This is a genomic window from Paenibacillus contaminans (assembly GCF_003285015.1).
Lineage (GTDB): Bacteria > Bacillota > Bacilli > Paenibacillales > NBRC-103111 > Paenibacillus_V > Paenibacillus_V contaminans.
On the sequence record NZ_QMFB01000023.1, the window covers coordinates 39,329 to 52,381 of the forward strand.

Genomic DNA, 13,053 nt, shown 5'->3' on the forward strand with positions numbered 1-13,053 from the left:
CAAAAGGGGATACTCAAGTGAGCGAACCCTATAAATGATGCAAAAAAACCTTCAAAACCACTATGCAAGTGGAGATGAAGGTTCTTTTGGTTAAACGAATTCACGTAGGAAGTGGGGTCCGAAAATTCCGATAGGGACTACTGGGACAGCCCACTTCTTTCGGAGTTTGTTAAATCAAACCGGCTTGTTTGAGCAGCCGCTCTATAATAACTGCGACCTCTGCTCTAGTGATATTGGCTTTTGGTGCGAGCAAAGATTCGCTTCTGCCCGATACGACTCCCGATTTTACGCTGCTTGCTATGCCGCTTCTCGCCCAGGCGGATGCGTCGGCCGCGTCCGTATACGAACGCAGCGCCTCCTCTGCCGCTTCAGCAGTCATCGTTATCGCTGCAGGTCCATTTGTAATCTTCATAGCCTTGGCGATGATAGCCATCGCTTGCTCGCGTGTGATTTTGTCATTCGGCCGGAAAGTCCCATCCTCGAATCCGTCGATCAGGTCATATGCATACGCCACATGAACGGCGTCGCTGTACCAGTCGGCGGATTTCACATCGGAGAACGCTTCCCGATCATTCTCAAGCTTCAATCCCAGGCCGCGCACGATAATCGCCGCGAATTCCGCACGGGTAATATCATTGTCAGGACTGAATCGCCCGTTTCCTGTACCGTTGATGACCATCCGAGAGCCCATATCGTTGACGGCATCTTTGGCCCAGTGGTTCGCCATGTCGTCAAATTCGAGCGGATGCCATACGAGCGCATACGTACTGTTCGTCAGGCTATTGATACGCGCGATATAGCTCCCGCCGCTTGCTTCAATCCGGGTCGGGACATGGCGTATTGTTCCATCCGGTTCAACCACGACTCCCGTCGTAATTCTGCTCGGGTCCGTACCGTCCGGTAAAGCGATCGTCCGTTCAACGTATAAATTGAACTTGGATATTTCCGTGCTCGTCCCCGCATACGAAACTTTTATTGAGAAACTCATCGGGGAAGCAACGACGGTAAATGCTCCTTCCTCCGCGGCACGCTCCAGCAGTTGTACCATATCTGTTGTCGGAGCTGCAATCTCAATCTGTATAGTAATGTCTTGCAGGTTAACCGGATTTGCAAACTGTTCAGACAGCGTGTCGATGTTAAATTGCTGTGCAGGCAGCGTATACGTAGCGTGTTTTGTTTTAAACTCCACTACCGCTTGCATCTGCTCCAGATTTTTAATTAATTGAGCGTTCAGTTGTCCGATCAGAACGTCAGAGTCCGTATTCAACGGAATGGTAAGCACTGCACCCGTCCCTGCTCCCGCAAGCATCCTCTCCAGTTCACGCTCATCTATCGTGAGTGTAGCAACCGACTGACCATTTTGCCGGCTGGTTATCAGCTTCCCGATCCTGGACGGTTGACCATTAATCAAAACATCCGCATAGGTGTCATTTTCCTTAGAGGTCTCAGCATCAGGTGTATACTCCGTATAGATATAGATGATCAGTTCAGCCTGAACCTCGCTGCTGTTCCCGGCAAGGTCAACCGCCTTCACTGTAAATGTGTGCTTGCCATCAGGCAAGCCGTTTTCAGGCCTGTACCGCCATTCGCCGTTGCTGTCAGCCTGCACATGGCTCTCTTTGCCGTTGATTGTAATCGTAACCGTACTTCCCGGTTCCACTGTTCCTTTAATCTCCGGACGACTATTGGTCATTTCTGCTTTGTTGCGCGGACTTACAATCACCGGTTCCGGAGGCGTCTTGTCGAAAACAACAGAGCTGGCGTCTGTCGTATCGACGACCGTTGTGCCCTCATTTCCCGCTATGTCGCTGAACACGATCCGCAGGGGAATTGCACCTTCCGCCTCATCATTCGTCATTGTGTATACTGCCGTGTATACGCCGTCAACTACGGTGACCGGAACAGCATGTCCCGCAATGGTCACCTCCAGCGATTCCCTTAGCATTTCGCTGACGCTGAAGGTTACCGTCACCGTATCCCCAACCTTCGCAAGTGAAGGAGTCGCGTTATTGCTGGCGATGCTCACGGATGTTAATACAGGTGCCGTAGCGTCGTAGACGGTGCTGTATGGCGCTGCTGCGGTGTTGAAGTTGCCCGCTGCGTCAGCCGCCACACCAGCTGCAAGATTCACGGTTACCTGACCGTCTGCCGTTGGCGTAATATCTGCCGTGTACGTCCGGCTGTTTACCGTCTGCAAATTCCCTGCTCCCCCGTTGTTCACCACAAGGTCACCGAGTTCAAATCCGTTCACCGCCTCGCTGAAGGTGATCGTTACACTGAACGGCGACTGATTCGTCGGATTCGCTGCCGCCGATGTAATGGCTACCGTCGGCGCCGTAGCGTCGTAGACGGTGCTGTATGGCGCTGCTGCAGTGTTGAAGTTGCCCGCTGCGTCAGCCGTCACACCAGCAGCAATATTCACGGTTACCTGACCATCTGCCGTTGGCGTAATATCTGCCGTGTACGTCCGGCTGTTTACCGTCTGCAAATTCCCTGCTCCCCCGTTGTTCACCACAAGGTCACCGAGTTCAAATCCGTTCACCGTTTCACTGAAGGTGATCGTTACACTGAACGGCGACTGATTCGTCGGATTCGCCGCCGTTGACGTAATGGCTACCGTCGGCGCCGTACCGTCGTAAACCGTGCTGAACGGAGTTGGTGCTGTGGTATTGGTATTGCCCGCCGCGTCGTTGACCACGTCCGCCTCCAAATTAACGGTTACCGTTCCATCACTCGTCGGTCGGATGACTGCGGTATACGTCAGACCGTCCGCTGATTGCAGTTGGCTTGCTGTCCCGTTCGTTACTGCAATATCATCAGCCGAAAAGTTGAGCGGCGGCTCGTTGAAAGCTAACGTAACGACAAAAGACAACTGATTCGTCGGATTCGCCACCAACGAGAAAATATTCACTGTAGGACCAACCGTATCATAGGTGACGACATGCGGCGTTGCCGCCGTATTCCCGTTGCCAGAGTTGTCTTCCGCCGCGTCAGCGGCAATGTTGATCGTAACCGGCCCGTTCGCTGTCGCAGTAATGTCTGCTGTGTACATAAGATTACTCAATTGCTGGAAATTGCCGATACTGCCATTATTGACAGAGATGCCTGCCGCCGAGAACCCCGTTACCGGCTCGCTGAATAGAATCGTAATGCCGAATGTAGCTTGAGCGGTCGGCCTATTTATACCCGACGAGATCGTTACCGTCGGCGGCGTGACATCATTTACAACTACATGTGCGGTGCCGCTCTTAATGCTTGCCGGCTTCATGCCGACAACAGTATTCGTCACCTCTACATAGTAGTACGAATCTTGGGCTGCGCCTGTCGGCACCGCATAGGTGCTCCCTGACTGGTCCAAAACCGGATAACCGCCCGAATTATTATCGACCGTATTGCGATACCACTGGTAGCTTAGCGTCCCGGTTCCGCTAGCCACGACGCTGAGAAGCGGGCTTGGCGCGCCCTCGTTCACGTCTGCGTCGGCCGGGCCCGTTGAAATCAACGGCTCGGGGGCTACCGGCAGCGCGTTCACTATAACGTGGGCGGTGCTGCTCCTTGTACTTGAGGGCTTCTGGCCGGCAACAGTGTTCGTTACCACTACATAGTAGTACGCATTTTCGGCTCCGCCTGTCGGCACCGAATAAGTGCTCGCTGTCTGGCCCGAAACCTCAGAACCACCCGTATTATTATTCAGCGTATTGCGATACCACTGGTAGCTGAGCGTCCCGGTTCCGCTAGCCACGACGCTGAGAAGCGGGCTTGGGGCGCCCTCGTTCACGTCTGCGTCGGCCGGGCCCGTTGAAATCGATGGCTCGGGAGCTGACGGCAGCACGTTCACTATAACATGGGCGGTACTGCTCCTTGTAATTGAGGGTGTCATGCCAGCAACAGTATTCGTTACCACTACATAGTAGTACGCATTTTCGGCTGCGCCTGTTGACACTGTATACGTACTATTTGTCTTATCCAGCAGTCCAGAACCGCCTGTATTATCATTCAGCGTATTGCGATACCACTGGTAGCTTAGCGTACCGCCTCCAGAACCTGAAACCTCGACTTCAAGAACCGGGCTCGGGTCTCCCTCGTCCACGTTTACGCCGGACGGACCCGTAATCGACGGTACGGGAGATGCCGGCAGCGCGGTCACGATAATGTGGGCGAGCTGACTGGTTACTGTTGTTACACCGTCAGTAACGGTAACATAGTAATAATTGTCGTTGGCTGCAGTTGCCGGGAGCGTCAAAATAGGACTCTTTTGGGGCTCTAATGCAATGGTGTTATTCCTTTCAGCATTCGTTCGATACCACTGATAGCTTAATGGACCACTACCGCCTGTTGCCACAACATAAGTTGTTAAAGTCGGGTTAGCGTTTTCAACTACAGTAACATCATGCGGTTGCACGGTAATCTCCAGTTCCGGGGCTGCATACACATTCCCCACCGCTGATGACATGCTCCAAATCACGATAAAAAAAACTAAGAGTGCGGCGAATATTCGCCTCGACAATCTGCTTGTACTACTAAATGCGGCGGCTGTTCCCGATGCCATAAACTTCAAACTCCCTCTCCTCTGTACACACAGAAGTTTTAGTCGATTTTTGACGACTATTCCATTCTATCCTATTACTTTAGTCCTGAATAGCTAAAAATTTCCTGTTAGAAAAAGTAATTTAAAAAGAAAGAAAGGTTCGGAAGAGTGACTAATTATTCATCCTATCTACATCCCAATCGCTGTTCGTTTTTTGTAAAATTCAACCTGAATTTCGAAAGCTCGCGATCCTAGCAACTACCTAAAAAATCAACGAAATAAATCAGTAAACGCCAGGAAAAAATCCTAGTACTCAGAGCGTAGAAAAGCAATAGAGCTATGGGACTTGTTGCGCTAAGCTTTCTAGCAAGTACTATTTTATAGTGAAAAAGGGGCCAATTGATGCTCTCTATAATCGCATTCGTGAACTTTGGCAGTATTAACCAGAAAAACTCCAGGTATTTTCGCCTAAAAATTGAGAAATAAGCTTTCTTCCCTCCTTGTTCCGTTTATACGCGCAGATCGAATGCCATACTGGTAAAACATATTTGCCGTTTGCCGCGTCTATAAACATATCCCCTACTCAAACAAGGAGGGATCGACATGTCCTTTGCACGAAGCATGAAACTTTCAATCGCTGCATCCACCTTTTTGATCGCCCTGACCGGCTGCCGGGGAGCGTCGGTAAGTCCGCAGCCCACGGAGGCAAATACAGCTGCGCCGTCAGCGGCTCCCACCGCTGCTTCGGATGCAAGCGTGTCCCCTGCCGATACGGACAAAAGCACGCCTAGCGCCAAGCCGACTGCAGCGGCAGCAACCGGCATGGTGACCGCCGTAAGGCTGGCCGATCCGAAATCCGGCTGGACTGCCGGAGAAGGCTGGATCGCCAGAACCGACGATGCAGGGAAACATTGGAGCATGCAATACCAAGGTTCGGGAACCATCCGACAAGTATTTGCATTAAACGGCACAAATGCATGGGCCGCTGTTGAAGGAACAGATACCGGAGCCGGAGGCGCAGGTTACTCCCTGCTGGGCACCGCCGACGGCGGCAAGCACTGGACCAAAGCCGGCATGGTGCCGAATAAAGGATTTTTGCACTTCGTCAATAAAACCGAAGCTTACAGCGCCAATGCCAAAACGACCGACGGCGGCAAAACCTGGAGCACCCTTCCGGTGCCCGAGCGCCTTGTCGGCGATGCTTATTTTCATGACGCCAAGAACGGCTGGGCCGTCACGCAAAATAAAGACGCCGCCGCTATCATGCGAACCGCTGACGGCGGTAAAACATGGAACACCGTCATGTCCAGGACGCTTGCCGGACAACTAAACGGGGCGATCATTCGATCAGCCGGAGCCGAGGACGCTTGGGTCGAATGGATCGGCGACTCCGGTATGACGCAAACATCGTATTCGCTGTTTCATTCCGTTGACGGCGGCAAGCAGTGGCTAACCGTTCTTGCCAATTCGACGGCAGGCGCCGGCCCCGCACCGGGATTTACAATGGAAAATACGGAAGGACATAAAAATTCCGGTTCGGGCCCCGGACCTTTGTACGTCGTTAACCCGAGCACCGCTTTTATGGGAGGGTACTGCGGAGCGTGCGATTTGCCCAATTCGGTCGGTAAGACTACAGACGGCGGCAAAACGTGGATCAACGGCACGCAATCGATCGAAGGTTATGCCGGAGCGCTTCTCGCGATGGCGGATGATAAGCAAGGCTGGTGGATCGGCACCGATCATACAACCCCATCCGTTATGTACACCACCTCAGACGGCGGCGCTCATTGGACAAAAGCGCACACCTTCGACAAACCGAAATCCGCTTCTTGAGCGGAGCTGCAAGGCGGAATATTGACGCAGGCGGTATCCGCAGGTTGTCGCCGGAGCCGTGACTGTGGAGAGACCTCGGATGAAACATCGCGTTATCTCCTGGCTGTACTCCCGGTCGCCGCCACTGTTTTCCGGCCACAGCTTTTGGGCCAGGCTGTTCGCGCATAAAAAGGCCGGCAAAAGCGCAATCATGCGCTTGCCGGCCTTTTTCGCGTTGGTTCCGTCTATCCTCTGCAAACCAATCGTTCTAAAACGTACTCGCCTTATGCGTATCCGGGCACCACCGTGAAGAACGGTAAAACCGGATCAGCACATCGATCGCTTCCGGCGTGCGAAGATGAGTGAGCGCTTCCGAGGCGTACGCCCTGACATACCGGTCTTTGCTGCCCAAGGCTTGCCGCAAGGCGTCGACGACGATTTCCGGGTCCCCGTCTTTACCTGTGCGGAGCAAAGAAAGCGCAGCCGTATAGCCGATTTTATTGGCGATATATTCTTGATTGATCACATAGGAATCATTCGTCCTTGCAGCTCCGGCGGATTCGTCCCGCAACGAGTCTGCCAAGGCTGCCGCTAAGGCGGGAACGACCGATTCAGCAGGCTGGCCGATCATCCCCAGCGCTTCGACCGCATTACGGCGAACCCAAGCGCTTTGGTCACGTAAAACGGCGATTAGCGAAGGTACGCTCCCCTTAGCGGACGAGCCAAGCATCCCAAGCGTAAACGCGGCCAAAGCCCGGCGTCTTTCATCCGCAAGGCCCAGCGCGGCGATAAGCCCCGGAACCGCCTTCGTGCCGCCGCCCTGCAATCCGTAAGCGGCTCGCAAAGCGACGAGATTGGATCCGTTCGCCAAATGCCCTAGCAGCTCATCGACTCCTATCGCCCCCAGATGCCCCAAAGCATAGCTCGCGTTCAAAGCTACGCTTTCCTCCGGGTCGCCAAGAAGCCGCCCGAGCGCCGACGCATATCCGGCTGCCGCTTCTCCAAGCAAACCAAGCTCGTCTGCTGCGCGTCCCCGTTCGGAGACGTCATCCGATGCCAGCCCGGCTGCCCATTGACGCAAAAGCGCTTCGTCCACCGCCTCCCCGCTCCCCGCAGCAGCCGTTTCCTCGCCGCGCAACCAGTCCCAAACGTCTCGCCAAAGATTACGGTGCAAGGTTGAAACGTCTTCCGGGATGATCATTTCCTTAGCTGTATGATTCCAGCTTGGCGCTTCGGGAGCACGCATCCTGACAAATTGGAACTTGAGCATGTAACGGTCAAGATTCGATACGTTAAGGGATGCTTTATGCCACAGGTCGAAATGCACCAAAACCATCGTTCCCGCCTTGCCGGTCGGCAGAATCGTCTTCCCTCTGTCCCCGAGGAATTTCTCGTAATATTGCGTACCCGGCATAATCGCCGTCGGCCCCAAAGCTTCGGTCACATCCTGCGTATAATAGAAGATCATCGCCCACCACGGCCTATGGCTGCGCATAGACGACCAGTACCCGTCTTTGTGCCATTGTCCGCCGCCCGGACTTTGGTTGCCCGGCTGATTGTAGTGGCAGTGCCGGTGCGGATGCATGTAATAATCCGCTCCCAGCACGCTTGTCAGGGCGCCTCGTACGACCGGCGTATCGAAAAACTGCTGAATGTCCGGCACACGCGGCAAAATGTTGTTCCCCGGGTTCCCCTCCTCATGCAAAACGTTATAAATAATGCTCATAACGTTCTCATGAAGCTCCTGAGGCAGGTCGTTCCGCAGCACGAGATACCCTTTTGTAATAAACTCCGCCATTTGTTCATCCGTCAACAAATAATTTGGATCCAGCATGCAGCATCTCTCCTATCTCCATTCATTATTACAGTCACATTCTAGCAAACGGCCGATCACTTGTATTTACAGCAAGGTCATCCTTTTATACAATTGTCAGGTGAAATTGAAAAGAGATGAGGAAAACGATCGATGAGCTTCGCGGCTTTTCATCCGTATGTTTACTACGCAACCGAATATCCGTTTTCCAAAGGGCAGTCCAGCAGTCCGCGGATTTGCTACACCTCCTCGCTTTACCTCATCAGCGCAGGCAAAGGCGTCATCACCACCTGCGGCCGCATGCACGCAGCCGTTCCCGGCTCCCTCGTGTATATCCCGGCCGGACAGCCGCACGAATGGATCGCGGACACGCACGAACCTATGGTACATGTATGCTGTTATTTCGACTGGTCTTATACGAACCGAAGCGGCGTTTTCGAAAGAGCAAGCACGATCTGCTACGACTTCTCGCAGCTGCGCGCGTCCCTCGTCGGCCCGCAATTTCCTTACCCGATTCCCGAGCATATGAGCGTAGAAACGCTCCGCGTATGGACCGATTGGTTCGAGCGCTTTTACACAGCCAATGACTATACGAACGAGCGAACGTTCATGCGCAGCCTGAAAGTGCAAAGCCATTTCCAGCAGTTTATCGAGTTTTTCCTCTCCTACGCCCTGCAGAGCGACAAAATTCCCGATCCCCGGATGAACAAGCTGCTGGACCGGATCGAGCAGGATCTCGTACGGGGCAATCTGGAGCCGCTGGAAGCTTACTATATGGATTTGAAAATAAGCAGAGGCTATTTTTTCGAGCTTTTCAAGCAGTCGACAGGACTTTCCCCCATGCAGTATATCAATAATTTTCGTATCAGCCGGGCGAAGGACGACTTGCGGTTTTCCGATTTGAGTGTCACCGAGATCGCGGAAAAGCATCGTTTCTCGTCGATCCACTACTTCTCCAAGCTGTTTCGGCAGCTTACGGGTTTTACTCCGCGGGAGTTCCGGGAAACACATCAAGTGTAAGCGCGGCAGCCGCTTACTTTTGCACGATCGTTATGACGTACAACCCCTATTGCCGCTCTTCTTCTCGTTAAACTAATCGGGGCTCGCCTTACAACCGGTACGTTATTCTCCATTTTGTAAACGGCTGAACAATTGTTAAGAATCCTCCTGTTTTCCAGCAGTACCGCGGCTTGACAATCTTCGGGCGTCGCATTAGGGGGACCAAGAAGCTTACGACAGCAAGAAAAAAGGATAATGACACGGCGCGTTGAAAGAAGAGGAGAACGGGATGGACGGTCGTTCATTCCGTTTCTTGTTCAATATAAGGAATTAACGACCGATAACGGGAGGTATTCGACAATGGCGATTCCGATTCCGGAGCCGAGAATAGCGAGGTTTGAAAAGCAGGCGTGCGGCATGTTCATTCATTGGGGCTTGTACTCGCAATTGGGGCAAGGCGAATGGGCGCAGCACATTCAAAACATTCCGATGGACGAGTACGCCAAACTGAAGGACAGGTTCACGGCCGAGCATTTTGACGCGGAGCAAATCGCGATGACGGCCAAACGGGCCGGGATGAACTATGTCGTGCTCACAACCCGCCATCATGACGGGTTTTCCTTGTACGACACGCGCGGATTGTCCGATTTTGACGCGCCGCACAGCGCAGCCAAGCGGGACTTGGTCGCCGAGTTCGTCGAAGGGTGCGGAAAAGCCGGCGTTACGCCATTCTTTTACCATACGACGCTGGATTGGTATCAGCCGAGTTTTAACGAGAACTTTGAGGAGTACCTGGATTATTTACGCGCCTCCGTGGAAGTGCTGTGCACGCATTACGGGCCGATCGGCGGCCTGTGGTTCGACGGCAACTGGAGCAAGCCTGATGCGGACTGGAAGCTCGACGAGCTGTACGGCACGATACGCCGGCTGCAGCCGGAGGCGATGATCATTAACAATACGGGATTGGATCACCGCGGTGCGCTCGGCCATCCGGAAATCGACAGCGTCACCTTCGAGCAGGGACGTCCTGCGCCGATGAATCGGGAAGGCATGAGCAAGTACATCTCCTCGGAGATGTGCCAAACGATGAACCGCCACTGGGGAATCGGCAGCCGGGATTTCAACTATAAATCGTCGGGCGAGCTGATTGAAAATCTTTGCGCATGCCGCAAAGTCGGCTCCAACTATTTGCTTAACGTCGGTCCGACAGCTGAAGGCCGAATCCCGCTTATGCAGCAAGCCCTGCTGGAAGTGATCGGCGACTGGCTCGCACTGCACGGCAAACCGGTTTATGAAGGCAAACCGAGCACGATCCGAGGGCAAGGCGATAATTTTGCGCTGGAAACGGAGGACGGCTCGACCTGCTTGTTCATCCACCGCCTATCGATCGACGGTCATGCGAACGTCACGACCGGAGATGGCGGCACGGGTCCGAAATCGTTCACCGGCGTAAAACGCCCCGTCCGAAGCGTTCGCTGGCTGGACAACGGCGAAGAGCTGAAGTTTACGCATGATCCCGAGTCCGGGCTGCTCTGCTTCGAAGCGACGGGTTACCCCTATGGCGATAATCTAGTTGTGCGGGTCGCCATTGTAGAGTAACCGGCCGACTCGAGTCACATTTACGGCGGCAAACCCGTCATGCGAGGCTCTTTTGTGCGTAATCGGCCGATTCGATGCGCTCCCTTACGGAAAACCGTGAGGGAGTTTTTGCGCGTGTTCGTTTACAGCTCGTATTCCTGCATTTTGCGGAACAACGTCGCTCTTCCGATCCCTAGCAGCTCCGCCGCTTTATCCTTCGGCTCGCCTCTTTCCTTGACAAGCAGCAGCGCGCGTCGAATCGCATCCTTTTCCACCATACGCAAGTTGCAGGAGGCTTCCGCCGGGTAGCCGTTCGCATCGACCAGCACGACGTTCCTCAAATAATCGGGCAAGCTGTTTTTGGACACGACCGTCCCGCTCTCCACATTGATGGCGTATTCCACCGCGTTCGAAAGCTCGCGTATGTTGCCTTTCCAGTGATAGGAAAGGAATATCTTTTTGACCTCTTCGTCGAAGGCCCGGATATACTTCTTCGTAAAGGCGCAATGCTGCTGCAAAAAATGGCTGGCGAGCGCGAGAATATCCTCTTTCCGTTCGCGGAGCGGCGGAATATAAAACGGGAAAACGCTCAGCTTGTAAAAAAGCTCGCGCCGGAACAAGCCTTGATCGACAAGCTGATCCAGATCCTGAGCGGTCGCCGCGATCAGCTTGACGTCAAGCTGCCGCTGCGCGCCGGGAATCGTTTTGTGCTCGAGGAAGTTGAGCAGCTTCAGCTGTGTGGACAACGGCATATGCCCGATATCGTCGAGAAACAGCATGCCGCCTTCCGCCGCTTCGATCATCCCCGGCTTGCCCTCGCCCTGCCCGTCCCGCTCCTCTGCGCGTCCGAACAGCTCCCGCTCCAGCAGCGCTTCGGGAAGCACGGCGCAGTTCAAGGCAAGAAACGGCTTGCCGCTTCGCTCGGAGTAACGGTGGATGCATTGCGCGAAAAATTCCTTGCCCGTCCCGTTCTCTCCCCGGATAAGTATGGAGGACGGGCTGTTGGCCACCTTCCTGGCGAGATCCTTCAATATTTTCATCGACGGGTGGTTGCCGATAATTTGCTCGAAGCCCTTGACCGAATCCTCGGTCAGCCTGGAGGCGATATGCGTAATTTGCTCCGGATCGTTCAGGAAAACGACGAATTCCTTCATTTCGGGGTTGATCGAAAGCGTCTGCATCGAAACCAGCAGCTGTTTGACCTTGCCGCCAAGCTTCAAGGCCACCGGCTCGTCCGACCATATACCGTCGGCGTTATGCAGAACGGCGTCCGCGATTTGTCCGATGACGCCGGCATCCGGCTCCGTCTCCGCCGGTATGTGCAGAAGACGGCGCGCCGCAGGGTTCATATAGCTGCATTCGCCTTGCCGGTTCAGAATGACGGCCCCATTCTCCATATAGTCGATGAGCATCGATACTTTTTTCTGAGCCATAAGCTGCTGCAAATAAAATTCATGCTCCATCACTTTGGATGCGATCAGCTCGGCCATTTTCTGCAGGAAGGTCAAATTCGCCTGCAAATCTGTAAAAAGACGATTGCGCTGCTCCTGAGTAAAAGCGATCAGTCCGATGACGCCGAGCGTGCGATTGTCGGTTTTGATCGGGCAGCAAACTTCCCCGAGCTCCCGGCAATTGCGGACATGCACGCAGTTCCGGCACAATTCGTGAAAGCCCGGTGACTCGATCACGACCGGCTCGCCGGTTTCCAGACAGCGGCGATAAACGTAGTCCTCGTTGCTCATCTCTTTCCATATTTGAGGCTTGATCGCCCCGGTTCCGGCAATCCGGAGCAGGTGACGGTCCGCAATCTCCACTTCGATCTTCAGAACGGCGGAAATCGCTGAAACGATCTGCTGGATCGTCAACTGAATCGCTTTCAATTCCACGTCGGTCTCACCTCCAAAGAGTAACGGCTGCGCGTATAGTAAGGGCAAGCGTTTACAGATAATCCGAACGATATGCGAAATGTTTCCTTTGCACAAGCTCTTCTTTCCGCACCGTGCGCCTCCCGGAGCGCGGTGTCATCGCGGCACGCGGTGTTCGGTCACACGTCGGCGGTCAAACCTCGCCAAGACAAAAATGTTTCAAGCCACTATGGGTACAAACTGTAATGGCTCATTCTCCCCCGCATGCCATTGCCATTCCACGGCACTTGCCATAACGATCATTAGCCCCGCAACCGATTCCATAACTTATGCCATGATGATTATTGGCCCCTGCATCCGATTCCATAACTTATGCCATGATGATGATTGGCCCTGCATTACACATTATCATATAATCGATCGCCGCTGCGCACTCTGCAACACCCGCACTCCCGTAA

At 53.8% G+C, this 13,053-nt stretch carries 6 protein-coding genes; 3 read left to right on the plus strand and 3 right to left on the minus strand.

What is annotated here, in order from left to right; translation table 11 throughout:
- Positions 1-169 precede the first annotated feature (169 nt).
- Entirely contained in the window at positions 170-4,243 is a 4,074-nt protein-coding gene (locus DQG23_RS29660) for an Ig-like domain-containing protein (protein WP_158560759.1), read from the minus strand.
- 888 nt (positions 4,244-5,131) lie between these two features.
- Here DQG23_RS29660 and DQG23_RS29665 point away from each other — a divergent pair.
- The gene (locus DQG23_RS29665; RefSeq protein ID WP_238178102.1) at positions 5,132-6,361 is read left to right on the plus strand and encodes a WD40/YVTN/BNR-like repeat-containing protein; all 1,230 of its coding nucleotides are present in this window, start codon (positions 5,132-5,134) and stop codon (positions 6,359-6,361) included.
- Between the two features lie 247 nt (positions 6,362-6,608).
- Here DQG23_RS29665 and DQG23_RS29670 read toward each other — a convergent pair whose 3' ends face one another.
- Positions 6,609-8,174, minus strand: a complete 1,566-nt coding sequence (locus DQG23_RS29670; RefSeq protein ID WP_113034675.1) for a HEAT repeat domain-containing protein — start codon at positions 8,172-8,174, stop codon at positions 6,609-6,611.
- A gap of 132 nt (positions 8,175-8,306) precedes the next feature.
- Between DQG23_RS29670 and DQG23_RS29675 the strand changes: the two genes are divergently transcribed.
- Together DQG23_RS29675 and DQG23_RS29680 are read left to right on the plus strand one after the other, a co-directional pair.
- Positions 8,307-9,173 (plus strand): AraC family transcriptional regulator, encoded by an 867-nt coding sequence (locus DQG23_RS29675; protein WP_113034676.1) that lies wholly within the window; start codon positions 8,307-8,309, stop codon positions 9,171-9,173.
- Between the two features lie 339 nt (positions 9,174-9,512).
- Complete coding sequence (locus tag DQG23_RS29680) at positions 9,513-10,751, plus strand: alpha-L-fucosidase (protein ID WP_113034677.1); 1,239 nt, start codon at positions 9,513-9,515, stop codon at positions 10,749-10,751.
- Positions 10,752-10,873: 122 nt separating this feature from the next.
- Here DQG23_RS29680 and DQG23_RS29685 read toward each other — a convergent pair whose 3' ends face one another.
- A complete protein-coding gene (locus DQG23_RS29685) occupies positions 10,874-12,616 on the minus strand; it encodes a sigma-54-dependent Fis family transcriptional regulator (protein ID WP_113034678.1) in 1,743 nt (580 codons plus the stop codon).
- Between the last annotated feature and the right edge of the window lie 437 nt (positions 12,617-13,053).

Coding starts and splice junctions, on each gene's coding strand:
- DQG23_RS29675 (WP_113034676.1), top strand. CDS start 8,307: ATGAGCTTCGCGGCTTTTCATCCGTATGTTTACTACGCAACCGAATAT.
- DQG23_RS29665 (WP_238178102.1), top strand. CDS start 5,132: ATGTCCTTTGCACGAAGCATGAAACTTTCAATCGCTGCATCCACCTTT.
- DQG23_RS29670 (WP_113034675.1), bottom strand. CDS start 8,174: ATGCTGGATCCAAATTATTTGTTGACGGATGAACAAATGGCGGAGTTT.
- DQG23_RS29680 (WP_113034677.1), top strand. CDS start 9,513: ATGGCGATTCCGATTCCGGAGCCGAGAATAGCGAGGTTTGAAAAGCAG.